This is a genomic window from Streptomyces sp. NPDC020489 (assembly GCF_044386545.1).
Classification (GTDB): Bacteria; Actinomycetota; Actinomycetes; order Streptomycetales; family Streptomycetaceae; genus Streptomyces.
Map to the genome: position 1 here is coordinate 294,124 of NZ_JBIRUZ010000005.1, position 26,232 is coordinate 320,355.

Genomic DNA, 26,232 nt, shown 5'->3' on the forward strand with positions numbered 1-26,232 from the left:
CGGCAAAGAACATGGGAGTGAAGGGCGGTCGCCTACGCGGCGAAAGGCTCTGCGGGGCTTCAGCCGGACGATCGTCCCCGCAGGCAATGGTTGAGGCCCGGGGACACTGTCCCCTTCACTCCCACGCCGCGTTCAACACGCCCACCCCTGTCGGCATTCCCGCCGCCGAGATGACGGCTGTACGGAGATGACAGCGCCCCCCGGCGGCGCCTGCGCGGTCATTCCGAGGATGCGAGCCGCTGCCGTAGGGCGTCGTTGTCGTCGTGGTGCACGACCTCCTCGAAGCGCAGCCGCAGGCCGTGCCTGTCCAGCAGCTCCGCGACGATCACGTCGAGCCGCTCCCGATGCTCCTTCGTCCGCGCCTGGAGGTACGCCTCGCGGACATCGTCGGGCTCGCCGGCGAGGACCTGCTCCATGCGCTCACGGATGTACCGCTTGAGGTTGATGTGTTCCATGAACACCTCGCTCACCCCCGCGTCGACGAGCCGGCCGAAGAGGTCGTCCAGCAGCTCGGGGTGGGTGGCGAAGTGCGGAAGAAGTGGGCCGACGAAGGCGTAGGCGTGAATGCCGGCCTCGGCGAGTTCGGCCAGGGTGCGCAGACGGCGGGAGGCGAGAGGGGCACGCACCTCCAGCCAGCGACTGACCTGATCGTCAGTGGTGGTCACGGTCATGCCGACCTCGGCGCGTGGCAGGCGGGTGAGCAGGTCGACGTCCCGGGTGACGAGAGGCGACTTGGTGAGGATGCGAATCAAACCCGGGTACTGAATCGCCTCCAGTTCGCGCAGGATCCCGCGGGTGAGCCGGTACTTCGCCTCGTGGCCCTGGTAGGGGTCGGTGACCGAGCTGAGCAGCATCGTGCCCCACCGTTTGTCCTGGGGCATCTTCGCCAGCTCCTTGCGGGCGAGTTCGACCGCGTTCTTCTTGACGTACAGGTAGTCGCCCCACTCCTGCACCGACCGGCCGAACTGCCGCCCGGCGAAGCTGGCGAAGCAGTAGGCGCACCCCAGCACGCAGCCGGTGTACGGGTTGATCACGTAGTCGTTCGACGGGGTTCTCGACTTCTGGATCAGGGTCTTCGCCTCGATCTCGACCGGTTCCATGACCACTTCCCTCCGCCCGTCCGACCGTCCGCTGCCGTGACGCCCGGTTCCTGCGATGCCTGCGGGTCGCCGGCCCGAAGACCGGCGACCCCATACCCAGGAACAATAATCTACGGAAGTTGCTTCCATGGAATGGAAATGGTTTGCTGGACGCCGGGGAGCCGCCTGCACGGTCCCCATGCCACCCCCTTCGTTGGAGGTCACCGATGCCCGGCGCCAGCACCACCGGTGAAAAAGTCCCTGTCCGCGTCTACGGCGGCCCGACCGCCCTGATCGAGTACGGCGGACTCCGGTTCGTCACCGATCCCACCTTCGACCCGCCCGGCGAGTACCCCATGCCACCCCCCGGCGACCACAAGCTCGTCAAGACCGCCCCTGCGCCCGTCACCAGCGTCGATCTGGGCCACGTCGACGCCGTCCTGCTCTCCCATGACGAGCACGACGACAACCTCGACGACGCAGGCCGGGCATTCCTGTCCGACGTACCGGTCGTCTTCACCACGGTCAGCGGTGCCGGCCGTCTGGGCGGTGCCGCACAGGGGCTGGCCTTCTGGCAGAGCGCCGAGCTCAGGCGGCCCGACGGCGGCACCATAACCGTCACAGGCCTGCCCGCCCGGCACGGCCCCGCCGGGTGCGAACCGATCACCGGCGACGTCGTCGGTTTCCTGCTCACCGCGGACGATCTTCCCTCGGTCTACATCAGCGGCGACAACGCCGACCTGGGGCACGTCAAGGAGATCGCCGAGAGGTTCGCACCCATCGACACCGCGATCCTTTTCCTCGGCGGCGTCCGCATGCCCTTCGCCTTCGAAGGCGCCCTGCTCACCCTCGACAGCGCCCAGGGCGCCGAAGCCGCGAAGACGCTCGGCGCCCGCCGGGTCGTCCCCGCCCACTACGACAGCTGGGCCCACTTCACAGAGGGCCGAAACGAGATCGAGGCCGCCTTCAGCGCTGCCGGTCTGGCCGACCACCTCGACTTCGCCCGCTAGCCATCACCCCTCACAAGAACCCATGGAGCAGCTCATGACCAGCTCGAACATCGACATCGCCCGCGCCTACTTCCAGGCCGTCCAGACCGGCGACATGGCCACCCTCGGCGAACTCCTCGACGAGGCGATCGTCTGGCACCAGCCCGGCGCCCATCAGTTCTCCGGCGAGCACAAGGGCCAGGGCGCCGTCTTCCAGATGCTCGGCGGCATGATGGAGACCAGCCAGGGCACCTTCGCCATCGACACGGTCGACGCACTCATGGCCAACGGTGACCTGGTCACCGCCACCATCCACTTCAGCGGCCGCCGCGACGACGCGTCCATGAGCATGAACGGCGTCGACCTCCTGCGCATCGCAGACGGCAAGATCACCGAAATGTGGCTCTTCTCCGAGGACCCGGCCACCGAAGACGCCTTCTGGGGCTGAACCCTCCCGTGTCCGGGGCCAGGTCGGCCCCGGACGCATCCACGACGCGCGATCCGCTCCATGGCGAAAGGCACCCGCACGCGGAAGACGACCGCGCGTCGCGGCTCACGCCCCCGATCGACCGGACTGCTTCGACGCCCGCGTTTCCGGCACGGGCGTCTGCCCGGCGGCCTTGCGCTCCGCGTCCAGGGTCCGTCCGGCTGCCCGCAGCGTGCGAAGGATTTCCGTCACCTCACGCACGGACTGATCGGACATCACCGAGCCGATGCGCAGCTCCAGTTCCTCCTCGAAGACCTTCAGCGCTCCGTCCACCAGCTTCCGCCCCTCAGGCGTCAACTCGATGACCGAGGAGCGGCGGTCGCTGGGATTGGCCCGTCGCCGACACAGACCCGCCGCCTCCAGACGGTCGACCACCTTGCTGGTGCCGCCCACGGTGATGGAGAACTCCTCCGCGATGTCCTGGATCCGCCGCCCGGGTTGGCGCAGCAGCAGATGCAGCACCTCGAACGAGGTCAGTGGCAGGTCGTACTCGGCCCGCAACCGCGCCTCGATACCGCCCCACAGCTCGATCTCCAGCGAGACCAACTCCCGGTACAGCCGCTTCAGGTCAGCCATCACTCGTCTTCCGAAGAATTATCTTCCATGGATGATTAATACTAGGACATTCGTATCGGGCGTCCCGACCAACAGGCCTCGGGCGCCGCACACAACCTCACACACACCTCGGCACACCTGCCCTCCGCACACCTCGATGTCGTTTCCGTCCAAGACACCCGCCCGGCCGCGACCTAGCCTCGTCCCAGGAGCTCGGCCCGTGATGAGGAGACAGCAGATGCGTAAGTTGGTCTACACCGGATTCATGTCGCTCGACGGCGTCCTGGACTCCCCCGGCGGGACCGAGGAGGGGCACCGCAGCGGTGGCTGGGTCGTGAAGGATCTGGAGTTCGTCCCGGAGGCCTGGTCGCTGAAGGGCGAGGAGCTTGCCGACACGACGGCTCTGATGTTCGGGCGCCGCAGTTACGAGGCCTTCGCGTCCGTGTGGCCCGCCTCGGAGGACCACGCCTCCTACAAGGAACTGCCCAAGTACGTGGTGTCGAGCGCGCTGCCGGACGAGTCCCTCGTCGACGGGTGGGGGCCGACGACCATCCTGCGCACGACGGAGGACATCGCGAAGCTCAAGGAGAGCGAGGGCGGCTCCATCTACATCCACGGAAGCGCGGAGCTGGCGCGGCGGCTGTCCGAGGCGGGCCTGATCGACCAGTACAACCTGCTCGTCTTCCCCGTCCTGCTCGGTGCCGGAAAGAGCCTGTTCCACCGCGCCGACCGGGACAAGCAGATGCTGTCGCTGCGGGAGTCGGAGAGCTACTCCAACGGGATCCTGAAGGTGATCTACGACGTCAAGCGCTGATCCAGGTCGAGCGCGATCGCGCCGCCGATTCCGTCCCGCAGCTGTCCGACGGTGCGCCCGACGTAGGTGCGCAGCGCCCGGGCGAGGTGCGGCTCGTCGAAGTAGTCGAGCTTGGCGACGACATCGGCGGCCGTGTCCCCGGCCGCCAGCAGTTCCGCCGCTGTACGGGCCCGCTCGATCTGCCGTACGGCACCCCGCGTCAGGCCGGTGGCGGCCCGGAAGCGGCGTTCGACGGTCCGTCCGGACACGGCCGGCTCATGGCCTCGCAGGACTTCGGCGACAAGCGGGTCACGCACCACGGTCCCGGCCAGGACCAGTCGCTCCACCAGTGCCTCGGCGTCATCGGCGCCCGGCGTCTGCCAGCGCGCGCCGTCCAGCCGGAACGTCCGGCGCGTGGTGTCGGGGAGCTCGATGCCGCCGTCGACCAACTCCGGTGTGGGAAGGGCCCGTAGCGCGGTGCCCACGGCGAAGTCGATGCCGGTGAAGACGGCGCCCTGCGGAACCGGCGCCGTGCTCGTCCGGGTCTCCGGGCCGGTGACGGCCGCGTAGGACCGGCCGTCCTGCTCCCAGAACACCAGGCCCCAGCGCACCCCCGCAACCGACGTCATCGTCGTGACCCGCTCACTGGTGCAGGTCCATACGCTGTCGACCCACGGTGAGTCGGACCGGCGTATGTCGAAGCGCAGTTCCACGAGCGCAGGATACGCCGGGCGGGGGGTGCGGGCACGGGTCGGCAAGGGTCGTGACGGACCTGGCGGGCACGCTCCCCGGGGTACTGCTCCGAGCCGTCAGGGGGCGCCGAGTCGCCGTTGCCGGACGGCCGTGCCGCGCGGTGACCGCCCCCTGGTCCGCGCGGCGCCCAGGCAGCCGGTGCCGGTCAGGTCACGTGCGGACCTGACCGGCACCGGCGTGCTCGGCGACATCGGCGTCAGCCTCTGCGGCCGCCACGCGACCAGCCACTGCCGATGCCGGCCAGGTGCAGTGCGAGCACGGTCAGCCCGAGGAGCATCACGTTCGTCGAGCTGAAGGCGTCGTTCGTCGAGATGTCAGCGGCGTTGATCAGAAAAGCGATGAAGAACAGGACTGCGGAGACGATGGCCAGCATGGGGGAATTCCCTCCGGGTCGGGGCCGATAGCCCGTGTGCCGTGCGGATGCCCCCCAGCCGCCGGAACACACAGCCGACGGCCGACAAGCTGCGCACCGCCTCATGGCTGACCCACATCCCGAGCGGCAATCGTCCCAAACCCCGCGGCCACCCTCAGAACAGGCATCGCACCTCAACGAACACCTTCGGCCCCACCTGGTCGATTGTGGGCATACCTCACTCTCCCGGCCACTGCCGCCCTACGCTCGCCCCGTGGCCTCACAGCGGCAGAAGCAGCGAAGAAGATCCCCCGGCTGCTCTTCTTTCATGAGCAAGGAACCAGGCCGAGGAAGGCGTGGCCGGCTCACGCGTGTGTTTCACCGGTACCGCGCATGGCGTGCGCCGTTCCCACGATGGGTTCGCATCCTGTGCGACATCACGTTCTCGGTCCTCGCCGCGGCCGCGGCATACGTCGCTGTCGGCACCTTGTGCGGGGTGATCCTCATTCTGCTGCCCCTGCTCGGGTTCCTCGGACTCGCGGGAAGCAAGGAGCACGACGACGGCATCGACTGGAGCGACCACAGGATGGGTGGCCAACCCAAGAATCCCGGACCGAAGATCTAGGCCGTGTCCTCCGGTGCCTGGGGGGAGCCACCCGACGCCTGCCAGGGCTGACCCTGTGGGGATCCGTCAGCCCAGCCGGGACACCTGGTAATGGCTGATGAGCCACTCGCCCTTCACACGGGACACGAGGACCGCGAGCTTGACGTTCAGGGCAGGCCGGTCCGTGAACGAGAACTCGACGTCCTGATAGCCGAGGACGAGATCGTCGGCCAGGCGCCTGGTCTCCAGGATGCGGTAGTCGACCTTCAGACCGAGGGGCTGGGAGTCGTAGTACTCGGCGACCCCTCGACGGCCGACGGTATAGGGGTGCAGGCCCTGGAAGAGGGCGTCCGAGGTGAACAGGGAGGCGACGCGCTCAGGTTGGTGCTCGTCGACCGCCTCCTTCCACTGGTCGAGCACCGCACGCAGGATCGCCTCGTCGTCCGTGGTGGTCATGTCTCCTCCTTCTCAGCGGGCTGACCGGACATCAGTGACCGGCGCTCATACCGCCGTCGACGTGCAGGATCTCGCCGGTGACGAAGGGAGCCGTCTCCAGGAAGAGCACCGCGTCGACGATGTCACTCACCTCGCCCATCCGGCCGACGGGGTGCAGGGCGGCGAGGAACTCGTGAGTCTCCTCCGCGTGCATGGGGGTCTTGATGGTGCCGGGCGACACGGCGTTGACGCGGATGCCGCGGGTGGCGTACTCGATGGCGAGGGACTTGGTGGCGGACTGCACGCCGCCCTTGGTCAGCGAGGCGAGGACGGACGGCACGCTCGCGTTGGCGTTGTCGACCAGGCTGGTCGTGACGCTGACGATGTGACCACCGCCCTGGGCGAGCAGATGCGGGATCGCCTGCTGGGTGAGGTGGAAGACACCGGCGACGTTGATGCCGGTCACGGCGTCGAAGTCCTCGGCCGTGTACTCGGTGAACGGCTTGGCGACGAAGATGCCGGCGTTGTTGACGACGGTGTCGAGACGACCGAACCGCTCGACGGCGGCGGCGACGAGGCGCTCCGCGGTGGCCGGGTGGGCGATGTCGCCCTGGACGGTGAGGACCTCCGGGTCGTCGGAGGGGGCGATGCCGCGTGAGGTGGCGACGACGGCGTAGCCGAGCTTGCGGTAGCCGGCGACGAGGGCGGCGCCGATGCCCTGCGAGGCGCCCGTGATGATCGCGACCTTCTGGTTCATGGTGACCTTCTTCGTGTGGGTGACCGGTACTAGCCGACCGGTCGACTATTCAGAAGGTAGGTCCGCGCACCGCAGGGAGGAAGGACGGGCTTTCTCCTGACTGGAAGGCTCGGCCTTCCAGTACAGGTCATCGCTGGAGCGCGTACGGATCGTCGGCGGGAAGCCAGGCGTCCGGGGCGTGGATACCGAGGTCGCCAACGCCGTCACCCAGGGCGTCGACCACCGCGAGAACGCTCGCGCGCCGCTCCGTCTCGCGCCAGACCAGGGACCAGGTCCAGTACACCTTCGGTCCGACGATCTCCCGCCGGACCAGATCCGGCGGCAGCGGCAGGGTCTGCCCCTTGGGAGAGTTGACGACCGGACGCCGGCACCGGCGAACGTGGTCGAAAAAGGCCGGACCGGTGATGGCCCCGTCCGAGATGCGCACCTCACGGGCGCCCGTGGTGCGGGCCAGTTCTTCGGCGTAGTCGTTCCACGACCGCCAGGACGTGACGTCGTCGTCGACGAGGACATCGGTCTCCCCCGCCGGAACGTCACGCCTGTCGGTGCCGACGGCCACGGCGTAGAGCCGGTCGGCGCCGATCAACCGGGCCCGCAGTCCGAGCCGCGCCAGATCCTCTGTGCGGACCCAGCACACGGCCAGGTCCAGACTGCCGTCGGCGACCCGGGCGGCCTGGGCGTGGGACGGGGCGACCCACGCGTCGATGTGCACCTTGGCCACGGCGGCGGTCCGTGCTGTCAGGTCCGAGGGAAGCCAGTTGACGTAACCGAGCCGTACCGCTTCCGAACCCGACAGCCGGCCGGCCCGGCGCCGGAGGTCGTCGGCCTGCTCCAACAGGGCGCGGGTGTGCGGCAGAAGGGCGGCACCCGCTGCAGTCAGGGACACGGAGCGCCGGTCCCGCTCGAACAACCGGACGCCCAGGTCGCGTTCGAGCGCCTTGATCTGCTGGGACAACGAGGGCCCGGCGATGAGCAGTCGTTCGGCGGCCCGGCCGAAGTTCAGCTCCTCGGCAACCGCGACGAAGTACCTCAGCTGGCGCAGCTCCACGCCCGTCATGCTACGCGGGCGGCGAGGCCACGCCCCTCACCCGCGAGGGTGGGGTTGCTGGGTCCAGCCTGGGCCCGCCACCAGGGTCGATGCCTGACCGGCCTTCCGGAAGTTCCTGGTCGGGGCCACCACCACGGTCTCCGACGGCACGAGTCAGGCCGAGGTCGACCGACGACGTACCGCCGAGGCCATCCACGTGCGGGAGCCGGCCGCAACTCCAGGACAAGGGGTTGTCACGGCTACCGCGGTGTCGTCGCGCCCAGCATGGCCAGACAGTTGTCCCACAGCGGGCTCAGCCATTGCGGACTGTTGTACAGCTTGGCGAACATCACCTGGCCCTCCAGCTGCGCCACCACGGCTCGCGCCGCCGCCCGGCTGTCCGGCACGGTGACCTCGGCACGCTCGCGGGCCTCGACGACGACCGCCTCTACCATGTCGACCTGCTCGTCGAAGATCTCCTGCAACCGGTGCCGAACCGTCTCGGCCTGGTTGCTCAGCTCCAGGGTGAGGTTCCCGAACAGACAGCCCGACACGGTTCCGCACGCATCCTGCGCCGCGCGCTGGCCGGCCTCGGTCTCGGCGAACAGCCGCCGAAGCCGGGCCAACGGCTCCTCGTCACCGCCCAGGACACGCGCCCAATCACGCCGCTGCGCCGCCCAGTGCTCGTCGACGACGGCGAGAGCGAGAGCCTCCTTGGACTCGAAGAAGTAGTAGAAACTACCCTTCGGCACCCCGGCCGCCTTACAGATCTCGGCCACCCCCAGAGCCGAGTAGCCACGCTCAGCGATGAGCGAGCGCGCAGCACTGAGGATGTTCTTCCTGGCATCACTGGTACGTCCCACAGCTTCAGCCTACGTCGCTACTAGACCGGTCGACTAGAAGTTCGGCGACACCTACAAGGGGCTTCCTTCCGGCACCTGACCCCTGCCCGCCCTGCGGACGTTTCACCCGCGCGGGTTCGGGGACACGGTGGCCGGAGGTCGCGTCGTACGCCGGTTCGGCCCTGAGCCAGCGTTCAACGTGTCCGCCCGTTCTGCCGTCCGGCCAAGACCGCGGACGGCAGAGCTGGCGGACAGGTGGACCGCGCACGGGCCGGTGCCATGACCTTCGGGTCGCCCGGCGCTTCAACGCCTCGTAAGCGTGTCCGCGCTGCCGGACGGGAGCCGAGCCCCGCCCGCCATGGCCCGCATCAAGGTCAGCCGCCGCAGGCCGCGCCCCAAGCGCAAGCACGACAGCGCCCGCGGCCAGCACCACCGCCAGGCCCTGGTCACCCCAGCCTGCCAACGACATTCGCTCCCCTCACTCCGCGGCCGCGAAACAGCGCAGTGGAGCGAAACCCAGGGGCGTCGGTGCGCAAGTCGCCCGGTCGGTGAAATGAGGCGAGTCGGGCTCCCCCTCCGCCTCCTGCCACTCAGAGACGTTTCCCACAGTTATGCAGGTCGACGAGACAGGGGGTAAGCGAGTTCTGAGGGCAAATGGGTCTACAGAAGGCGACAGTTGCCATTTGACAACTATAGCCAGGAAGCAAGAAAGTGGAGGTCGGACGTGCGCGGGGAAGGACCTGGAATGCTCCGGTGTACGGCGAGTCCGGTGCCGCGGCGGTCCGCTCAGGCGGTCTGGCTGCCGGAGCCCTGGGCGTCGTCGTGTATCTGGGCCGCAGCGGCGTCACAGAACGCCTCGAGCCCATGCAGCAGCGCAGTCCGCTGGGCGGGCTGCATCTGGTCGAGGACCGCCCGCAGCGCCTCTTCCCTGCGCGCGCGCAGATCCGTGAGGAAGTCACGGCCCCGACCGCTGAGGTGCAGGCGCACCTCACGCCTGTCGGTCGGGCTCACCACCCGCTCGACGAAGCCGGCGGCCTGCAGTCGGTCGCACAGCCGACTCGTCGAGGGCGGCGTGGACGCCAGACTGTCCGCGAGACTGCGCAGGTTGATGTCCTCATGGTGCTCGAGGATGAGCAGGACGCGCAGCTGGGACGCGGACACGGGCGCGGTGGAGGCCCGGCCCCACAGGACTTCCAGCAGCTCCGCGGCCGTGGAGGTCACGCGCGCGACCTCGTCAGGCTCTGGGCGGGGGCGGAAGGAAGTCACAGTCACACTCTCGCAGGCACCGGGGTGACGGCCAGGGTACTAGGCGAGCAGACCGACTAGGGATGGGCCGGACCCGGGCGCCGCCCTTTCCAAGGGGACGTCTCGTGTGCGCGACCTGTCGCCATCCGACGAAAGATTGGTGTGTTTACCATCGTGAACAGATTTGTGACCGCTGAGCGCGCCCTGCGTGCGGCGGCACCTCATGAGTTGCTCGACGCGGTCCGTCGTGTGCTGACGGAGCAGTACGCGGCGGACTCCGTCGAGCTCTTCATGGCCGACTACAGCCTGACCGTGCTCCAGCCGGTCTCCGTGCTGCCGGACACCCTCGAGCCGGTGTCGGCTCACAACAGCCCGGCCGGCCGCGCCTTCGGCGCTCAGGAGGCGTTCATCGAGGGCGCCTCGGGCGGGCGGGTCCGCGTCCATCTCCCCGTCACCGTACGCGGGGACCGGCTCGGCGTCCTGTCGGTGACCCTGCCCGGCGGGGACCACGCACGCGGCTGCCTGAAGGAGCTGGCGGAGATCGCCGAGGTACTCGGGCACGAGGTGGTCGTGGCCGAACGGGACACCGACCTCTACCTTCAAGCGCGCCGCAAGGACCGGTTGACCCTGGCCGCCGAGATGCAGTGGCAGCTGCTCCCCGGCCGGTCCTGCACCCGCCCGGAATTCGAGCTGGGGGCGCAGCTGGAGCCGGCGTACGCGATCTTCGGCGACAACTTCGACTGGGCGGCTACCGCTGACCGGCTGATGCTGTATGTCTCCAACGGCATGGGCGAGGGGATAGAGGCCGCTTTGTTGACGAACCTGGCCGTCAACGCACTGCGCAACGCCCGGCGCGCCGGCCTCCCGCTGGCCGACCAGGCGGCCCTCGCCGACCAGGCCGTGTATGCCCACTACCGCGGTCGCTGCTATCTGTCCGTCCTGATGTTCGACTTCGACCTCACCAGCGGGCGGGTCCAGGTCGTGGACGCCGGGTCGCCGCAGCTGCTGCGCCTGCGCGGCGGCACGGTGCAGCGCATCACCTTCGAGGCGCAGTTGCCGTTGGGCATGTTCGAGGAGACCGACTACGTGGTGCAGGAGTTCGATGTCGAGCCGGGGGACCGCCTGATGTTCGTCAGCGACGGGGTCCACGCCGTCGCCTCGCCGGGTGGCGAGACGTACGGGGATGCCGCGCTCACCCGCGCGATCCTCTCCACGCAGCTGCTGCCGGCCGCCGAGGTCCCTCGGGCCGTGCTGCGGGAGCTGACCGGCCACCGCGGCCAAGCCATGCCGAACGACGACGCCCTGGTGGTCTGCCTGGACTGGCGCGGGCGGCAGCCGTGACGGCCGTCTCGTGACCCGGCCCAGGTTTCGGCAGGTGTGTGTTGTTTGCGCCACACCCCAACCGCTAATGTTTGTCATACGGCAACTAATGGCGGTTCGCCTGCCATTCCGTGGCCACGGGGCCCTGTCCAGAGAGAGAAGATCCAGGTGTCGGAACAGGAAGCGATCGCCGGATCGGCGGCGCGGGAGACAGGCGAGTTCCTCGAGCGTCGCCAGGAGCAGGTAGCTCAGCGATGGGCGGACGCCGCCGTGTTCCGGACCGTCTTCACGGTCTCCCGGGACGAGGCCGTGGAGGCCGCCAAAGCCGTCGTCGACGCCTTGGCGACCGTGGCCGCTTCCGGTCGGCTCGAGGACATCACCGCGCCCGGGTTCGGGCCGGTGCGTGAGCAGCTCAGCCGGATGACCGCGTCCAGAACCCGCGCCGGCTCCTCCCCGGCCCGGATCGCCGACGAAGTGGCCGAGCTGCGCGACTCGGTGATCAGCCTCATGCGCGGCGAGTTCCCGGACCCCTCCGACGCACGCCTCAACGAGTGCCTGCTGGCTCTGACCGTGCTGATGGGCACCCTGCGCCTGGTCGTGATGGAGACGGCGCTCCGGACGGGCGAGGAACTCATCGAACGTCAGCGCCAGCAGCTGCTGGAAGTGGCGACACCGGTGATCAACCTGTGGGAGGGTGTGGTCGCCGTGCCACTGATCGGCACCCTGGACAGCGCCCGCAGCCAGGTGGTGATGGAGAGCCTGCTGGACGCGATCGTCACCGAGCGCGCCCGGTACGCCATCCTCGACATCACCGGCGTCCCCACGGTCGACTCCCTCGTCGCCCAGCATCTGATGAAGACCGTGGCCGCGGCCCGGCTGATGGGCGCCGAGTGCGTCGTCTCCGGCATCCGACCCGCGATCGCGCAGACCATCGTCCAGCTCGGCATCGACCTGGGGACCGTGCTCACCCGCTCCTCGCTGGCCGACGCCCTGGCGCATGCCCTGAGCCAGCTGGGCATCGAGGTCTCCGCGCGCACCCCGGTCGGGGCGAGCCGACGGTGACCGGCCCGCCGTCCGCTCTCGCGCCCCCGGTTCCGGTCCTTGTTCTTGGAGACACCCTGCTGGTCACCCTCCAGGGCGAACTGCACGACGGAACGGCGCAGCAGCTCCAGCAGGACATCACCCGTCGCATCGCGCACAGCACGGCGACCGGCGTGGTGATCGACATCTCCGGCGTGGACATCGTCGACTCGTTCCTGGGACGGATCCTCGCCGAGATCGCCTCCAGCGCCCAGCTGTTGGCCGCGCGCACGGTCCTGGCCGGCATGCGGCCCGCGGTGGCGATCACCCTCGTCGAGCTGGGACTCACGCTGCCGGGACTGTCCACCGCTCTGGACGTCGACCGCGCGAGGGACCTGCTCGAACGGCCGGCGCCGACCGTGGGCGCGGAAGGCGGTCCATGATGCCTGCCTCACGCCACGCCACCGCGACGAGCCTGCCCATCGGCTCGGACGCGGACCTGGCCTGGGTACGGCAGCGCGTGCGCCAGACCGCGGCCGAGCTCGGTTTCAGCCTCGTGCAGCAGACCAAACTCGTCACCGCCGCCAGTGAGCTGGCCCGCAACACCCTCGTCCACGGCGGCGGCGGGCATGTGGAGATCACACCGCTGGACCACGCCCAACCGCCGGGGCTCCGGCTGGCGTTCATCGACGCCGGCCCGGGCATCCGCGACCTCGAGCAGGCGATGACCGACGGCTACACCTCCGGCGGCGGCCTGGGTCTCGGTCTGAGCGGCGCCAAGCGGCTGGTGCAGGAGTTCGACGTCGACAGCCGGCCCGGCCAGGGCACCACCGTCACCGTCGTCGCCTGGGCCGGCGGCGTGCCCACACCCCGGACGGGGCCGGCGTGAGCCGGGTGTGGGACATCCCGGTGCACGACTCGACGCGGGTCCGGGATGTCCGCGTGGCCGCCGAGTCGGCCTCCGCGCATGCCGGGCTCACGCCTCACCGCACCGCGGCTGCCGCTCTCGTGGCCACCGAGCTGGCGACCAACCTCCTCAAGCACGCCGGGGGCGGACACATCCTGATCAACCTCGTCGACCGCGTGCCCGCCGGCCCCGACGCCCACCGGACAGCGGTTCAGCTCCTCGCCCTCGACCACGGCCCGGGCATCGCCGATGTCAGCGCGGCGCTGCGCGACGGCCACAGCACCGTCGACGCCTCACTCGGCGCGGGCCTTGGAACCTGCATGCGCGTGTCCAACGACTTCGACCTGCACAGCACGCCCGGCCGGGGAACGGTCGCGGTGGCCCGCATCGACCACGAGCCCCCGTCTCGCCACCACCGGGCGCAGCAGCGTCCGAGGGGTCCACGGGCCGGAGGGGTCAACGTCTCCCTCGCCCGGGCGGAGTTCTCCGGCGACACCTGGAGCTGGGCGCGCTCCGCCGCGCTCACGACCCTCATGCTCGCGGACGGGCTCGGCCACGGCGCCAAAGCCGCGGAGGCGTCCAACGCCGCGGCGGCGGAGCTGGCCCGCGCCTGCCATCTGCCGCCCTCCGAGATCCTGCGGCGCCTGCACGCGCGGCTCCGGACCACCCGGGGCGCGGCCGTCGCGGTGGCACAGCTCGACACGGACGCCCAGCGGCTCTGTTTCGCCGGCGTGGGCAACATCGGCGCGCGCCTGGACACCGTGGAGGGCTGGCGGCCGCTGCTGTCGCATCCCGGCATCGTCGGCGCGCACTTCCCCCGCACCGTGCCCGTCCAGCGCGTCACCTGGCATCCCGACAGCCTGCTGGTCCTGCACAGCGACGGACTGCCCAGTCGCTGGACACCGCCGAACGACGCCGTCCTGCTGACCCGTGACCCGGCCGTGGTGGCCGCGGCCATCCTGCGGAACGCCGGCAGTGACGCCCGCCCCGTGCGCGACGACACCAGCGTCGCCGTGCTGGCCCCCGACGAGCGGACCTGAGCCCATGACAGCCGCCTCCGCAACTTGGAAAATCGATTCCACCACCGACGCGGCCCACGCCCGTGCTCTCGCGGCGCACTTCATGTCAGCCGCCGAGGTGCCTCTGATCGAGCGCGCACGTTCGCTGACCGCGCTCACCGCGCACCTGCGAGCACGCCTCGAACAGGGCGGGGGCTGGGAACTGCACCTCAGCACCCAGCCGCCCGCCGCCTCGGACGCGCTCGGTCAGGGGCACCTGACCGTCTCCGTGCGCCCGGCCGGAGGCCCACCGGACGACTCGCCCTCCTGGCAGCTCACGCTCCCCTGTCGCGGGCCCGCACAGCCCCACCCGTCCGACAGCGACGGGACGGCCCTCACCAGGGCCCTCCTGGCGTCGGACGACGACACCGCGGCGGTGCTCAGCAGGCTCGACGAGCAAGAGGAGTTGATCCGCTTCCACCGGGAGGAACTGCACCGGACCAACCAGGGCGTTCTGGCACTCCACGCCGAACTGGACGCCTCCGCGCTCCTTCAGCACCAGTTGCTCGACCGTGAGCGCATCGCCCGCAGCGAGGCGGAGAAGGCCAGGCAGCTGCTGACCTTCCTGGCCGACGCGAGCGGCGAGGTGATCGCATCCCTCAACCACGAGGACATCCAGCGCCGCCTGCCCGAGCTCCTGATCCCCGAGTACGCCAGCCAGGTCGACCTCTGGCTCTTCGACGACGAATCGGTCCCGCACGGCGGTCACCGGCCGGCCGCCGCGGTCGCCGCCGCCCGCACGGGCCGCCCGCAGCACGCCGCCGCCCATCCCGGGGGTCTGCCGGGCGTCGACGACCTGCCGCCCTCGCTGCTGGCCCCCTCGCACCCGCTGCTGTGCATCCCCCTCACCGTCCGCCACACCCTGGGGGTGCTCACCCTCGTCTCGCCGGGCCCCCGCTTCGATCCCGACACCTCCGTAATGCTGGTCGAACTGGCCCGCCGCATCGGCATCGCTCTGGACAACGCCCGCCGCTACGAACAGCACCGGGACACCGCCGAAGCCCTCCAGCGCGCCCAGCTCACCAACCTGCCCGCCGCCGACGGCCTGCTTCTGGCCGCCCGATACCTTCCCGCCACCCGCGGGCTCAACATCGGCGGCGACTGGTACGACGCCTTCCAGCAGCCCGACGGGAGCCTGCTCGCCGTCATAGGCGACGTCACCGGACACGGGCTGCGCGCGGCGATCATGATGGGCCAGCTGCGTACCGCGCTGCGCGCCTACGCCGTCGAAGGCGACAGCCCCGCCCAGCTCCTCACCCGTCTGCACCGACTGCTCCACCACCAGCAGCCGGAGCTGTACGCGACCGCGGCCGTCGTCCGTTTCCGGCCTGGCGATCCCCACGTCGTCTGGGCCTCGGCCGGACATCCGCCACCCGTGGTGCGGGCACCCGACGGGACGGTACGCATCCTGGACACCAAACCCGGGATCATGCTGGGTGTCCCCCTGCCCTACACCTACGAGGACCACTCCGTCGAGCTGACCGCCGGCTCGACCCTCGCCCTGTACACCGACGGACTGGTCGAGCGCCGCGCCCTGGGGATAGACCTCGGGATCGACCGTCTCGCCCAGGCCCTGTCCTCGCTGAACGCCACGGAACTGCGCCAGGACCTGGACACCGCGGCCGAATCCCTGCTCGAGCCCCTGCTCCACGAGTCCGAGCGCGACGACGACATCTGCCTGCTGCTGTGCCACACCACGTCCGCACCGCCCGTCAACACGCCGCCACACGCCCGGGCCGTACCGGTGGACCGACTCATGGTTCCCTCCGCGCGCCGCGGAACCGGCGCTCGCAGGGATAGCGTGGAGGCGACAAACGAAGAGGGTGGATGACGTGAACACTTCTGAACCGGGCCCGTCCGCGGAGAGCCGGCTTCGCGCTGCCCCACCCCACGAGCTGGTGGCGACCGCACGCCGGCTGCTGACCGAACGGTTCGGAGCCGAGGAGCTGACCCTGCTCCTGGCCGACTACGGACTGAGCGTGCTGCAACCGGTCACCCACCTGCCGCGCACCGGTCCCCCGGTCCCCGCCCATGACGGCCCCGCCGGACGCGCCTTCAACGGCCAGACCCCGGTCGTCGAGGTCACGGACGACGCGTCGGCGACCAACCTCGTCCATCTGCCGATCACCGTCCGCGGCGACCGTCTCGGTGTCCTGACCGTCCGTCTGCCCGGCAACGCCTGCACCCCCACCACCGTGCTCCGGCTCACCGACTTCGCCACCGCCCTGGGACACGAGGTCACCACCGCCTCCCGCGACACCGACCTCTACCTCCAGGCCCGGCGCACCCGGCGGCTGACCCTCGCCGCCGAGATGCAGTGGCAGCTGCTGCCCGGCCGGGGCTGCCGGCGCCAGGAGTACGTCATCGGCGCCCACCTGGAGCCGGCCTACGCCGTGGGCGGAGACAACTTCGACTGGTCGACCAGCGCCGACCATCTCACCCTCACCGTCACCGACGGCATGGGCCAGGGCATCGACGCCTCCCTCCTCACCAACCTCACCGTCAGCGCGCTGCGCAACGCCCGCCGCGCCGGTATAGGGCTCGCCGACCAGGCCTGCCTCGCCGACCAGGCCCTCTTCGCCCAGTACGGGGGCAAGGCGTACGCCTCGACCCTGCTGCTGAACTTCGACCTGGACTCCGGCACCGTACGCGCCGTCGACGCCGGCTCCCCCCAGCTCTACCGCCAGCGCGGCAGCACCATCGAGCAGATCGAACTGGAGGCACAGCTCCCTCTGGGCATGTTCGAGGAGACGCTCTACGACGAGCAGACCTTCCACGTCGAGCCGGGCGACCGCCTGATCGCGGTCAGCAGCGGCGTACACGGCGCACGCGCCGCCGACGGCGGGTCCTTCGGAGAACGCGCTCTGCGCCAGACGATCAGCGCCGCACGGCTGGCGCCCCCGCACGAGGCGGCGCGTGCCATGGTCTCCGGCCTGATGGAGCACTTCGGCAGCGACGAACTCGCCGCCGACGCCGCGGTCGTGTGCCTGGACTGGAAGGGACGCGTCGGCTGAGGCCGCAGGGCGCACCCGCCGGCGCGCCGCCCCTTGCCACTCACAGCCCGGGCTCCTCCGGCCGCGAGGGCGTGGCGCGCCGCGTGTCGAGAAAGGCCTTCAGCCCCCGGCTCAACGCGACCCGCTCGGCAGGTCCCATCCCCGCCAAGACGGCCGCCACGGCCTGAGCCCTCCGCCCCGCCACGTCCCTGAGCACGTGCCGACCGGCCACGGTCAGGCTCAGCTGCACCTCACGGCGACTGCGCGGATGGTAGGCGCGCTCCAGCAAGCCGGCCGCCTCAAGACGGTCGCACAGCCGACTGGCCGTGGGCAGCCCGATGTCCAGGCGCTCCGCCAGGGCCGTGAGATTCAACCCCGGGGCCGCCTCCAGAGCACGCAGCGCCCTCAACTGGTGCAGGGACAGCCGCAGCGCCGCACCCTGAGTGGCGACGGTCCACAGATCCGTCAGGCTCTCCACAGCGTCGGCGATCTCGAGCGCGATGGCCTCAGGGCTGCCGCCCGGTTCCTTCGCCTGCTCGTCGCCGGTGCTGTCGAGGTGGGTCACGAACGAGTCACTTTCCGTCAGCCCGAGACCATGCAATTGCAATGCTCATTCAAACGCAGTACCCGAAGACCCGACGAGCAAGCAACCACTGTTGTGTGCGTTCGTCGAGTGACGCATATCCGCGTCCGCACCGGGGTTCGGCGCCGTGACACGCAGGCGTCGTCGGGCGTTCCGGAGCCGAGGAGTCCAGGTCCGCTGTTCCCCAGGACCGTCACGAAGGCGAACAAGTGTCCAGTCGGATCGCCCTTCGGCGCCCCCGACACCGACCGGCGCCATCAAGGTCTGCCGGGTCCTGGCGCGGGCGGTTCAGATGGCCAGGATGGCGCGCACCCGCTTGCCGCCCCCGTGGGCCGGGGTGACGTCGAACCGGTCCGCCAGGCCCCGCACCATGGCCAGGCCCCGGCCGCTCTCGCCGTCGGCCGTCAACGGCCGCACGCGGGGCCGGTTCGGGTTGCCGTCGTAGACCTCGACGGTCACCCGGTCGTCGGACACCTGCAGACGCAGGCGGCAGGCACTACGGCCGTGCCGGGTGGCGTTGGTGACCAGCTCGGACACGATCAGGGTCGCGTCGTCGATGTGCCTGGCGTCCACCTTGGCCATCCGGTGCCGGGACCGGGCGAGGAACACGGTGGTCAGCCGCCGCGCCTTCCCCGCCGACGAGGCCTCCTCGGGCAGTAGGTATTCCACTCGTACGGAACGCCGATGGGTACGCCGATGCGTACGCATGGCGAATCACTTCCCCTCCTGGACAACCTGCACCCCGCGGCCGGCCGCTCGCCGGGGCCGCTTCATGTCTTCTGCGGGCGGTTCCGCCCACTCGTGATGCCCCGTAGCGGTGATCGCCAACCACGCGGGAGCCGGGCCGTCTTGACAGCGCCCGAGTACCCCCGCGCTGAGCGGTCCCTGGACGTGGAGATGTGGAGCTCTAGCGCAAATGGGGCATCAAGAGCCTTGGCCACCGCCGGATCGGGTAGCGGGAGGTGAACCACTCCAGGGAGGAGGCGTATCGCATGACACCGCCCCAGGATGTCGTCGAGTTGATCCTCGAGGATCACCGGACGTTGGAGGACCTGCTCCGCGTGATGCGCAGCGTCGAGGCCGACCGAGAGGCCGCACTGCACGACTTCGCACACTTGATGGTCGCCCACGGCGAGGCCGAGGAGGCCTCGGTGCACCCCGTCCTCGCCTCTTTCGAGGACTCCGACACCGTCGAGCACGTCGAGGCGGCACACCGGGAAGCCGTCAAGGTCCTCCTCGCTCTGCTGGAGGTGCGCGAGGTCGGCTCGGCCGAATGGGACTGGCGGCTGAAGCAGTTGGCGTTGGCAGTCGCCCGCCACACCGACGAGGAGGAACGCACCCTCGTCAACCACGTGCGCGAAAGCTTCGGCCCCGACTCCCGGGCCGACCTCGCGGAGGACTTCGCGCGGACACGCGCCGACCTGCTGGACGCACGCTGCGGCAGCGTCAGCAACGTGCACCACAAGGTCTACGTCGACGCACTCCTGTAGCAGCGCGTGAGGCGGCGCCGACCGCGGCAACGACGAGCCGCCTGGGGCGAATCCGCGGCCGGCACCGTACCCCGCCCACCTCAGGGGGCTTGATGCCCTCGGCTCCCGAGCGCTTCGGTCCCGGGAGTCGAGGGCATTCGCGAGGGATCAGCCCTCGGCGGCCTTGAGGATGTCCTGCGGGTCCAGACCGGTGAGTTGCGCGATCCGCGCAGCGGGAATCCCGGACGTGAGCGCCCGGTGGACCAGGGACTGCCAGTCCTGGGTGGTGTCCCGGAAGTTGAGGAGCTCGGACTCCATGTCCGTCACGGACGTGGGCGCACAGGCGTGCTCCACCCGTACCGTCTCCTCCTCCGTCAGCGGAACCGGCAACCGCTCGGCGTCCTCGGGGATGAGCACCTCGGCGCCGGCCGGGACGATCCTGACGCACTCGGAGGAGACGGGAACGCCGTGCGCGCCCAGCCACCCCAGCACCGCGGGAGTCTCCGCGCACTCCAGGTCACCGACAGCGGCCAGAGGCGCACCCAGACGGGGATGGCGCTCGGGGAGAACGAACAACAAGGCATCGTCGGCCACGGCCTTGGCACCCACCTTCGCAAAGAAGCTTGAACACGATCGTGATGCCCATACCCCCGGAAGCCGCGCCGACCCCAGGAAATCCTCAACTCACCCGGGTGGGTTGCAGGTCGAGGTGTTTCGTCGCGCTTCGCTCTCCCTTCCTGCCAGGAGCACGAGGACGGTTCACCACCTCGCCGTCCGGGCCGCGCCGGCCCCTGTGCGTCGGCAGCACAGGCCTCGGCCGTGCTTCGGCCGCGCGCCGGGCTACGGCAGCTGGTCCTCCGGTACGACGTGCATCGCGGCCTCCTCCGCGCCCGCCGCTCCCCCGTCGATGCCCTCGTCCTCGGCGACGAGCTCCTTGGTGGTGTCCTCCCGCACGCCCTCGTCCGGTGCCACCAGGCGGCCGGCGCGCTCGGCCCCGGCTTCCGGGTCGAGGGGTTCGCCCTCCCCGTCGGGCAGGTCACCGATCTCGTCCCCCAGGGGTGCCTGCACGTCGGGGACCTCCTGGCGCAGGCGTTCGTCCAAGGACTCACCCTCGTGCTGCTCGGCGGCCGTGGTGCCCACCTTGGTCACGCCCAGAGGCTTCTCCGGCGGCGAGTAACCCTCATCCAGCTGGTCGTCGTAGGTGCGCTCGTCCACCGCGTCCTGAAGGTCCAGCGGGGCGGCGTCCTCCTGCTCCTCGTTGCCGCCGGTGGGCTGGTAGACGTCGTCCGCCATGGCCTCATCACTCATGATCGCCTCCGGGTCGTGCCTGATCATTTCCGAGTACGGAGTACCAAGTACCCGGCACATGACACATGGCGGCCTGCCGCGTGCGGGCAGAGGCGGGGGTCAACCGCCGAGGTGCCGTTCCAGCCAGTCGGCCGCCGTCCGGCGGAACAGGCGTCGGCTGTCCGCGCGCAGGAAGTCGTGGCCCTCCTCGCGGAGGGACAGCAGCTCGGCGGGGATGCCGCGCTCCCGGGCGGCCCGTACGAACTGGTGGGACTCCCCCGGTGGCACGTTGGTGTCGTGCTCCCCGTGGACGGCGAGCAGCGGGGCACGCAGCGCGTCGACACGGTGCATCGGGGACAGGGCCCGCAGCAGTTCGCGGTCGCGCTCGGGGTGGCCGTACTTGTGGGCCGCCGACTCCGCGATCCACGGCTCCGTGGCAGCGAAGAAGGTCAGCAGGTCGGACATGCCGCAGACGGCGACCCCGGTGCGGAAGAGGTCCGGGTGCCACACCAGGGAGGCGTACGTCAGGTAGCCGCCGTAGGAGCGCCCCATGACCGCCAGTCGGGTCGGGTCGGCGGGGCCCGCCGTGACCGCGTGGGCCGCGCAGTCGGCGACGTCGTCGAGCGCGGCGAAGCGGCCTGTGCCCAGGTCGGCGTCGACGAACGACCGGCCGTGTCCTGAGGAGCCGCGGACGTCGGGGGCGAAGACGTCCAGTCCGCGTCCCAGCAGTTCGTGGTAGAGCGGGTTGAAGACCGGGCGTTCCTGTTCCTCCGGTCCGCCGTGCAGATGGATCACGCAGGGCGCGGGTTCGCCGGGAGCGCGCCCCGGCGCCCGGTAGTACCAGCCGCTCAGGGGCAGTCCGTCACGTGCCGTGAAGCGCAGGGGAACCGGGCGCACGGGTGGCCGGCCCGGTGGCACGGCGTCCTCGTCGCGAGAGGACCACGGGGTGCGCGACAGGGACACGCCTTCGTGGGCCCACCACACACCCGGGCGGCGTTGCGAGCCGGACAGCGCGAGCAGCAGGCGTCCCGGTCCGGCCGCCGCCACGCGCGTGACGACTTCGTGCGGCAGGGCGACCGGCCTGGCGGGCCCCACCCCGGCCGGTTCCTGGTGCGTCGGGACGGTCTCGACGAGCTCGAGTTCCCCGGCGCCCTGGGCGTTCCACACCAGCACGGCCGTACGACTGTCGTGGTCCAGCGTGAGCAGTTCGAGTTCCTGGTCCTGGCGTTCCGCCACGACCGAGGCGCCGCGCGGCTCGCCGTCGGCGTCGAGGGCGATCGCCAGCAGGGCCGCGTACTCGCGGTCGGCGTCGCTGCGCAGCCAGAGGGTGCGGCCCTCGGGGGAGAACCGGCCGATCCACGGATCGCCGTCGGCGACCGGCATGGTGTACGTCGTCACCGAGTCGGCGGTGCGCCGGAGCACCGCCTCACGCCGCCCGCGCGGCCCCCGGCGCAGCAGGGCGAGCTTTCCGTCGTGGCTGAGGTCGCACACGCGCAGGGTGGCGGCGTGGGTCTCCGTGGCGAGGAGTACCGGGGAGGCGAGACCGTCCGGGTCGAGCAGGTAGGCCGACAGCCCGCCACCGGGGCGTGCCGCCGGTGCCGCGCGAGCCGTGAGATCGATCGAGGGCTGCGCCGGCTCGTCGTGCACTGCGCCGAGGAGCGTCGCGCGGCCGTCCCGGCCGGTCCAGTCGGCGGAGAGCGGAAACTCGGTGGGGTCGGAGTCCGTGGAGTGCCACGCCGCCATGCTCGGCGGGTGGTCGTACACGCTCGGCGCGGCGACGGTGACGGCGACGGCGGACCCGTCGTGGGTCCAGCACCCCAGGTACGCGGTACTGCCCGGCTCCGCGCCCGCGAGGAGGCGGCGTCCGGAGCCGTCGGGCCGTACGCACAGCACGCGTGAGTGTTCGCCGCCGCCGGGTGCGGTGGTGTACGCGATCCAGCGGCCGTCCGGCGACCAGGCGACCTCCTTGACGGGGTCCGGGGAGGAGTCGAGCAGCCGCACCCCGTCACCGTCGACCGGCCCGGCCCACAACTGCGGTACTCCGCCCCGGTCGCAGATGAAGGCGGCCTCGGTGCCGTCCGCGTTGGCGGACGGATACCAGCAGCCGTGCGCACGCAGCCGTGTCACGGCATCCCGTGGCCCGACCGCGTCGGGCAGCGGGGTGAGGGCGGGTGCGGCGGCACAGGCGGGCCCGTGCCCGTCGGCCGACCAGGCGTCCGACGATCGCGGGCTCGGTGACGCCAGACCGGGCGCAACCGGGCGGGCGGCGGCCGGCGACCCGGTGGGGGCCGCCGCCCGCGGGGTCCGAGCGCTCGGCTCGGCGCTCACTTGATTCCGTGCGTCTGCAGCCATATCTCCAACAGAGCCACCTGCCACAGGGCGTTGGCTCCCCGCTTGGTCCGGTGCTGGTCCGGTGCCGCCAGGAGCTCGGCCAGGTAGGACTCCTGGAACACCGCTCGTTGCTTGGCCTCGGGCGCTTCGAGCGCCTCGCGCACCCGGTCCAGGACCGGGCCTGCCATGTGCCGGACGGCCGGAACCGGGAAGTAGCCCTTGGGACGGTCGACGACCTGCGTGGGCAGCAGCTTGCGCCCGGCCGCCTTCAGCACGCCCTTCCCGCCGTCGGCCAGTTTGAGCTCCGGCGGGCAGACCGCCGCCAGTTCCACCAGCTCGTGGTCGAGGAACGGCACACGCGCCTCCAGGCCCCAGGCCATGGTCATGTTGTCGACCCGCTTGACCGGGTCGTCGACGAGCATGACGTGCGTGTCGAGCCGAAGAGCCGCGTCGAGCGCCGTTTCCGCCCCGGGGACGGCCATGTGCTCCTCGACGAAACGGCGCGAGACGTCGTCCGCGGGAAGCATGCCGGGCCGCAGGATCCGCCGGAGGTCGGCGTGCGGCCGGTCGAAGTACGTCTCGGCGTACTGCTCCGGCTCCTGCTCACGGGGGACCCCCGCCAGGTCCGGATACCAGTGGTAGCCGGCGAACACCTCGTCGGCTCCCTGCCCGCTCTGCACGACCTTGACTTCCTTCGACACCTGCTCGGACAGCAGGTAGAAGGCGACGGCGTCATGGCTGATCATCGGCTCGCTCATCGCCGCGACGGCCCCGTCCAGCGCCTCCGACACCCGGCGGGAGGGGATCATCATCCGGCGGTGGTCGGTGCCGAACTCCCGGGCCACCAGATCGGAGTACGCGAACTCGTCCCCTTCCTCGCCGCCCTCCGCCTCGAAGCCGACGCTGAACGTCCGCAGGTCACGCTGACCCTCATCGGCCAGCAACGCGACGATCAGGCTCGAGTCCAGTCCGCCGGAGAGCAGCACCCCGACCGGCACGTCCGACACCATCCGGCGGCGTACGGCGGTGCGCAGCGCCCCCAGCACCGCGTCGCGCCACTCGTCGACGGCCATGTCGGCGTACTCGGCGCGCCGTGTGTACGACGGCTGCCAGTAGCAGTGGTCCCGCTCGGTGCCGTCCGGCTCCACGACACGCACGGTGGCGGGCGGGAGCTTGCGTACGCCGTTGAGGACGGTGCGGGGCGCCGCCACGGTGGCGTGCCAGCTCAGATACTGGTGTACGGCCACCGGGTCGAGGGAGGTGTCCACGTCCCCGGCGGCGAGCAGGGCAGGCAGCGAGGAGGCGAACCGCAAGCGGCCCGGCGTCCGCGCCAGGTAGAGAGGCTTGATGCCCAGCCGGTCACGCCCCAGCACCACACGGCCGGTCCGGTGCTCGACCAGGGCGAAGGCGAACATGCCGTAGAAGCGTTCGACGCAGGCGGTTCCCCACTGCTGGTAGGCCTTGAGGATCACCTCGGTGTCGGACGTCGACGCGAAGCTGTGGCCCAGTCCGCGCAGTTCCTCGCGCAGCTCCTGGTAGTTGTACACGCAACCGTTGAAGACGCCGGTGATCCGGCCCGCCTCGTCCGTCATCGGCTGGGCGCCGAAGTCCGACAGGTCGATGATCTTCAGGCGTCGATGGCCCAGTGCCACCGCCCCGTGCGTCCAGGCTCCGCTTCCGTCGGGGCCGCGGGCCGCCAGCCGATCGCTCATGCGCTCGACCGCGGCGAGGTCGGGACGGTGACCGTCGAAGCGGATCTCGCCGCTCAGACCGCACATGTCGTTCCGCCTCCCTTCGGACCGCCTTCCTCCGTGGGCCGGGGTGTGCTGGTGGGCATGGTGAACCTCTCTTCGACACATGGGTGACGCAGCGGGGTGCTGCGAGGTGAGGTGCCGGCGACGGGCCGGGCCGGCCTCATGACGTACACGGGCATGTCAGCGGCCGATGACCTCCGGGATCCCGGTGCCGGGCGGCGGACCGGCCGTCTCCGGGCCGCGGTGCGGGAGGCTGACGCTGCCGAACGGCAGGGGCGCGCGGTTTCCACGGTCGCCGCGGGTCTCGGCGATCAGCAGTTCGGCACAGGCCGGCAGACCTTCCTTCCGCGCCGTACGGCGCAGGCGCTCGGCGGCGCTGCCCTCGGCAAGGGCCTCCTCCGTCAGCTCCGTGACCGTCTGCCAGTCTCCCTGGGCCTCGAGCGCGGGACGCAGCCGGGCCAGCATGGCCCGGACGACCTGGGGCGCGGGCGCCTCCTCGCGGGTCTCGGGGTCCACCAGGGTCCCCTCGATGCCGGAGCGAGCCGCTCTCCAGGTGGCGCCGCGCAGCCACTCGTGGCCGCTCTGACAGGTCGGCGCGTCATCCGCGCGCAGCCGTTCGCAGGCCTCGGTCACCAGGGCGCGGAACAGTCCGGCGAGGAGCACGACGGTCTCGGCGCGGGGACAGGCGTCACAGATCCGCAGTTCCAGGGTCGGCAGGTGCGCGGAGGGACGGATGTCGTAATAGATCATCCCGGAGTCGCTGATGATCCCGGCGCGGACCAGGTCCCGTACCGCCTCGTCGTACGCGCTCGCGTTCGGGAAGCAGCCGATCGGGCCGGCGGTGGGCCAGCGCTGCCAGAGCATCGTGCGCCAGCTGGCGTAGCCGGTGTCGGAGCCCTGCCAGAACGGTGAGCTGGCGGACAGCGCCAGCAGCACGGGGAGCCACGGCGAGACCGCGCACATCACGCGCACCGCCAGGTCCCGGTCGGCGAGATCCACGTGGATCTGGGCGCCGCAGATCAACTGCTCGTCGGCGACCTGGCGGTACTCGTCGACCATGTGCCGGTAGCGTGCGTCGGCGGTCGGGTGCCCCGAGGAGGCGGGTGCGAGCGGCACCGTGCCCGCGGCCACCGCCGCGAGTCCCAGGGAGCCGGCTGCCGCGTCGAGCCGCCGTCTCGTTCTGGACAGGTCGGCGAACAGATCGTGCAGGGACGTGTGCACCCCGCTGTTCGACTCCACGGTGGACTGGTGCAGCTCACTGGTGAAGGTCTCCCGTGGAAGCCGCCGGAGGACCGCGTCGGCCCGTGGCACGAGCAGGCCGCTGTTCACCTCCAGGAGGTGAAACTCCTCTTCGACACCGATACGCACGCTCACGGTCACTCCTTGGGCCTCGATACCTGCCGTCCCGGGAGCGTGAGTCCCTCACCGGGCGATACGGCGGCTGCGACGAAGACCAAGTTCCCAGGAAGCGGATCTATAAGCACGGGGAGATGCCCGTATGGGACACGTGCCGCACAGACGAGCGCGGTGCCTGTGGGTGCGTGGGGGGCGATTCCCGGGGCTGGGGCGCCCTCGGGTGTCGGGGGGTCGGG

General features: G+C 70.7%; 28 protein-coding genes. 12 read left to right on the top strand and 16 right to left on the bottom strand.

Translation table 11 applies throughout. From position 1 onward, the window contains the following. Positions 1–218: 218 nt before the first annotated feature. Positions 219–1,100, bottom strand: a complete 882-nt coding sequence (locus ACH41F_RS15245) for a radical SAM protein (RefSeq protein ID WP_391231043.1) — start codon at positions 1,098–1,100, stop codon at positions 219–221. Between the two features lie 206 nt (positions 1,101–1,306). On the opposite strand from ACH41F_RS15245, the gene ACH41F_RS15250 reads away from it, so the two are divergent. Further along, positions 1,307–2,089 (top strand): MBL fold metallo-hydrolase, encoded by a 783-nt coding sequence (locus ACH41F_RS15250; protein WP_398835776.1) that lies wholly within the window; start codon positions 1,307–1,309, stop codon positions 2,087–2,089. A gap of 34 nt (positions 2,090–2,123) precedes the next feature. Next, the gene (locus ACH41F_RS15255; protein WP_398835779.1) at positions 2,124–2,516 is read left to right on the top strand and encodes a nuclear transport factor 2 family protein; all 393 of its coding nucleotides are present in this window, start codon (positions 2,124–2,126) and stop codon (positions 2,514–2,516) included. Between the two features lie 105 nt (positions 2,517–2,621). Here the strand turns inward: ACH41F_RS15255 and ACH41F_RS15260 are convergent, their stop codons facing one another. Further along, positions 2,622–3,131 carry a MarR family transcriptional regulator gene (locus ACH41F_RS15260; RefSeq protein WP_391231040.1) on the bottom strand — a complete coding sequence of 170 codons (510 nt, stop codon included), beginning with the start codon at positions 3,129–3,131 and terminating at the stop codon, positions 2,622–2,624. A gap of 217 nt (positions 3,132–3,348) precedes the next feature. On the opposite strand from ACH41F_RS15260, the gene ACH41F_RS15265 reads away from it, so the two are divergent. Further along, a complete protein-coding gene (locus tag ACH41F_RS15265) occupies positions 3,349–3,924 on the top strand; it encodes a dihydrofolate reductase family protein (protein ID WP_391231039.1) in 576 nt (191 codons plus the stop codon). Here ACH41F_RS15265 and ACH41F_RS15270 read toward each other — a convergent pair. Both ACH41F_RS15270 and ACH41F_RS15275 read right to left on the bottom strand, forming a co-directional pair. After that, positions 3,906–4,616 (bottom strand): helix-turn-helix domain-containing protein, encoded by a 711-nt coding sequence (locus ACH41F_RS15270; protein WP_398835783.1) that lies wholly within the window; start codon positions 4,614–4,616, stop codon positions 3,906–3,908. The genes ACH41F_RS15265 and ACH41F_RS15270 overlap by 19 nt on opposite strands. Positions 4,617–4,852: 236 nt before the next feature. Beyond that, positions 4,853–5,029 (bottom strand): hypothetical protein, encoded by a 177-nt coding sequence (locus ACH41F_RS15275; RefSeq protein WP_391231037.1) that lies wholly within the window; start codon positions 5,027–5,029, stop codon positions 4,853–4,855. Between the two features lie 475 nt (positions 5,030–5,504). On the opposite strand from ACH41F_RS15275, the gene ACH41F_RS15280 reads away from it, so the two are divergent. Next, positions 5,505–5,633, top strand: coding sequence for a hypothetical protein (locus tag ACH41F_RS15280; protein ID WP_391231036.1), 129 nt, complete (start codon positions 5,505–5,507; stop codon positions 5,631–5,633). Positions 5,634–5,699: 66 nt separating this feature from the next. Here ACH41F_RS15280 and ACH41F_RS15285 read toward each other — a convergent pair whose 3' ends face one another. The 5 genes from ACH41F_RS15285 to ACH41F_RS15305 form a co-directional block, all read right to left on the bottom strand. Beyond that, positions 5,700–6,068 (bottom strand): SgcJ/EcaC family oxidoreductase, encoded by a 369-nt coding sequence (locus ACH41F_RS15285; RefSeq protein ID WP_398835787.1) that lies wholly within the window; start codon positions 6,066–6,068, stop codon positions 5,700–5,702. Positions 6,069–6,099: 31 nt separating this feature from the next. Continuing rightward, the gene (locus ACH41F_RS15290; RefSeq protein ID WP_391231034.1) at positions 6,100–6,804 is read right to left on the bottom strand and encodes an SDR family oxidoreductase; all 705 of its coding nucleotides are present in this window, start codon (positions 6,802–6,804) and stop codon (positions 6,100–6,102) included. Positions 6,805–6,931: 127 nt separating this feature from the next. Next, the gene (locus tag ACH41F_RS15295) at positions 6,932–7,861 is read right to left on the bottom strand and encodes a LysR family transcriptional regulator (RefSeq protein WP_398835790.1); all 930 of its coding nucleotides are present in this window, start codon (positions 7,859–7,861) and stop codon (positions 6,932–6,934) included. Between the two features lie 230 nt (positions 7,862–8,091). Next, the gene (locus tag ACH41F_RS15300) at positions 8,092–8,694 is read right to left on the bottom strand and encodes a TetR/AcrR family transcriptional regulator (RefSeq protein WP_398835793.1); all 603 of its coding nucleotides are present in this window, start codon (positions 8,692–8,694) and stop codon (positions 8,092–8,094) included. Positions 8,695–9,459: 765 nt separating this feature from the next. Next, a complete protein-coding gene (locus tag ACH41F_RS15305; protein WP_391231028.1) occupies positions 9,460–9,945 on the bottom strand; it encodes a MarR family transcriptional regulator in 486 nt (161 codons plus the stop codon). Positions 9,946–10,092: 147 nt separating this feature from the next. Here ACH41F_RS15305 and ACH41F_RS15310 point away from each other — a divergent pair, with 147 nt between their 5' ends. The 7 genes from ACH41F_RS15310 to ACH41F_RS15340 all read left to right on the top strand — a co-directional run bounded on the left by ACH41F_RS15310 (position 10,093) and on the right by ACH41F_RS15340 (position 17,237). Beyond that, on the top strand, positions 10,093–11,259 hold the full coding sequence (locus tag ACH41F_RS15310; RefSeq protein WP_391231027.1) for a SpoIIE family protein phosphatase: 1,167 nt from the start codon (positions 10,093–10,095) through the stop codon (positions 11,257–11,259). A 141-nt stretch (positions 11,260–11,400) separates the two neighbouring features. After that, entirely contained in the window at positions 11,401–12,300 is a 900-nt protein-coding gene (locus ACH41F_RS15315; protein WP_391231536.1) for an RsbRD N-terminal domain-containing protein, read from the top strand. Next, on the top strand, positions 12,297–12,701 hold the full coding sequence (locus ACH41F_RS15320) for an STAS domain-containing protein (protein ID WP_391231026.1): 405 nt from the start codon (positions 12,297–12,299) through the stop codon (positions 12,699–12,701). The genes ACH41F_RS15315 and ACH41F_RS15320 overlap by 4 nt, the downstream gene beginning before the upstream one ends. Next, positions 12,701–13,147: an ATP-binding protein gene (locus ACH41F_RS15325; protein WP_391231025.1), complete on the top strand. Its 447-nt coding sequence runs from the start codon at positions 12,701–12,703 to the stop codon at positions 13,145–13,147. Before ACH41F_RS15320 ends, ACH41F_RS15325 begins: the two co-directional genes overlap by 1 nt. Continuing rightward, complete coding sequence (locus ACH41F_RS15330; protein ID WP_398835798.1) at positions 13,144–14,205, top strand: SpoIIE family protein phosphatase; 1,062 nt, start codon at positions 13,144–13,146, stop codon at positions 14,203–14,205. The genes ACH41F_RS15325 and ACH41F_RS15330 overlap by 4 nt, the downstream gene beginning before the upstream one ends. 4 nt (positions 14,206–14,209) lie before the next feature. Next, on the top strand, positions 14,210–16,054 hold the full coding sequence (locus ACH41F_RS15335; RefSeq protein WP_398835801.1) for a PP2C family protein-serine/threonine phosphatase: 1,845 nt from the start codon (positions 14,210–14,212) through the stop codon (positions 16,052–16,054). After that, on the top strand, positions 16,047–17,237 hold the full coding sequence (locus ACH41F_RS15340; protein WP_398835804.1) for a PP2C family protein-serine/threonine phosphatase: 1,191 nt from the start codon (positions 16,047–16,049) through the stop codon (positions 17,235–17,237). The genes ACH41F_RS15335 and ACH41F_RS15340 overlap by 8 nt, the downstream gene beginning before the upstream one ends. A gap of 40 nt (positions 17,238–17,277) precedes the next feature. On the opposite strand, the gene ACH41F_RS15345 is transcribed toward ACH41F_RS15340, so the two are convergent. Further along, positions 17,278–17,781, bottom strand: a complete 504-nt coding sequence (locus ACH41F_RS15345) for a MarR family transcriptional regulator (protein WP_391231021.1) — start codon at positions 17,779–17,781, stop codon at positions 17,278–17,280. Between the two features lie 306 nt (positions 17,782–18,087). Continuing rightward, complete coding sequence (locus ACH41F_RS15350; protein WP_391366043.1) at positions 18,088–18,468, bottom strand: ATP-binding protein; 381 nt, start codon at positions 18,466–18,468, stop codon at positions 18,088–18,090. 323 nt (positions 18,469–18,791) lie between these two features. Here ACH41F_RS15350 and ACH41F_RS15355 point away from each other — a divergent pair, with 323 nt between their 5' ends. Further along, a complete protein-coding gene (locus ACH41F_RS15355; protein ID WP_398835808.1) occupies positions 18,792–19,289 on the top strand; it encodes a hemerythrin domain-containing protein in 498 nt (165 codons plus the stop codon). Between the two features lie 147 nt (positions 19,290–19,436). Here the strand turns inward: ACH41F_RS15355 and ACH41F_RS15360 are convergent, their stop codons facing one another. The 5 genes from ACH41F_RS15360 to ACH41F_RS15380 form a co-directional block, all read right to left on the bottom strand. After that, positions 19,437–19,862: a DUF6003 family protein gene (locus tag ACH41F_RS15360; RefSeq protein WP_391231018.1), complete on the bottom strand. Its 426-nt coding sequence runs from the start codon at positions 19,860–19,862 to the stop codon at positions 19,437–19,439. A gap of 246 nt (positions 19,863–20,108) precedes the next feature. Next, positions 20,109–20,576, bottom strand: coding sequence for a DUF5709 domain-containing protein (locus tag ACH41F_RS15365; protein WP_391231017.1), 468 nt, complete (start codon positions 20,574–20,576; stop codon positions 20,109–20,111). Positions 20,577–20,675: 99 nt separating this feature from the next. After that, positions 20,676–22,907, bottom strand: a complete 2,232-nt coding sequence (locus ACH41F_RS15370; RefSeq protein ID WP_391231016.1) for a prolyl oligopeptidase family serine peptidase — start codon at positions 22,905–22,907, stop codon at positions 20,676–20,678. Continuing rightward, positions 22,880–24,664, bottom strand: a complete 1,785-nt coding sequence (locus ACH41F_RS15375; RefSeq protein ID WP_391231015.1) for an N-acetylglutaminylglutamine amidotransferase — start codon at positions 24,662–24,664, stop codon at positions 22,880–22,882. Before ACH41F_RS15375 ends, ACH41F_RS15370 begins: the two co-directional genes overlap by 28 nt. A gap of 156 nt (positions 24,665–24,820) precedes the next feature. Then, positions 24,821–26,014, bottom strand: coding sequence for a glutamate--cysteine ligase (locus tag ACH41F_RS15380; protein WP_398835813.1), 1,194 nt, complete (start codon positions 26,012–26,014; stop codon positions 24,821–24,823). Between the last annotated feature and the right edge of the window lie 218 nt (positions 26,015–26,232).

Bases quoted from the DNA above. Each gene is read 5' to 3' on its own strand.
- ACH41F_RS15245 (WP_391231043.1), bottom strand. From the start codon at position 1,100: ATGGAACCGGTCGAGATCGAGGCGAAGACCCTGATCCAGAAGTCGAGA.
- ACH41F_RS15250 (WP_398835776.1), top strand. From the start codon at position 1,307: ATGCCCGGCGCCAGCACCACCGGTGAAAAAGTCCCTGTCCGCGTCTAC.
- ACH41F_RS15255 (WP_398835779.1), top strand. From the start codon at position 2,124: ATGACCAGCTCGAACATCGACATCGCCCGCGCCTACTTCCAGGCCGTC.
- ACH41F_RS15260 (WP_391231040.1), bottom strand. From the start codon at position 3,131: ATGGCTGACCTGAAGCGGCTGTACCGGGAGTTGGTCTCGCTGGAGATC.
- ACH41F_RS15265 (WP_391231039.1), top strand. From the start codon at position 3,349: ATGCGTAAGTTGGTCTACACCGGATTCATGTCGCTCGACGGCGTCCTG.
- ACH41F_RS15275 (WP_391231037.1), bottom strand. From the start codon at position 5,029: ATGCTGGCCATCGTCTCCGCAGTCCTGTTCTTCATCGCTTTTCTGATC.
- ACH41F_RS15285 (WP_398835787.1), bottom strand. From the start codon at position 6,068: ATGACCACCACGGACGACGAGGCGATCCTGCGTGCGGTGCTCGACCAG.
- ACH41F_RS15290 (WP_391231034.1), bottom strand. From the start codon at position 6,804: ATGAACCAGAAGGTCGCGATCATCACGGGCGCCTCGCAGGGCATCGGC.
- ACH41F_RS15295 (WP_398835790.1), bottom strand. From the start codon at position 7,861: ATGACGGGCGTGGAGCTGCGCCAGCTGAGGTACTTCGTCGCGGTTGCC.
- ACH41F_RS15325 (WP_391231025.1), top strand. From the start codon at position 12,701: ATGCCTGCCTCACGCCACGCCACCGCGACGAGCCTGCCCATCGGCTCG.
- ACH41F_RS15335 (WP_398835801.1), top strand. From the start codon at position 14,210: ATGACAGCCGCCTCCGCAACTTGGAAAATCGATTCCACCACCGACGCG.
- ACH41F_RS15355 (WP_398835808.1), top strand. From the start codon at position 18,792: ATGACACCGCCCCAGGATGTCGTCGAGTTGATCCTCGAGGATCACCGG.
- ACH41F_RS15365 (WP_391231017.1), bottom strand. From the start codon at position 20,576: ATGAGTGATGAGGCCATGGCGGACGACGTCTACCAGCCCACCGGCGGC.
- ACH41F_RS15370 (WP_391231016.1), bottom strand. From the start codon at position 22,907: ATGGCTGCAGACGCACGGAATCAAGTGAGCGCCGAGCCGAGCGCTCGG.
- ACH41F_RS15375 (WP_391231015.1), bottom strand. From the start codon at position 24,664: ATGTGCGGTCTGAGCGGCGAGATCCGCTTCGACGGTCACCGTCCCGAC.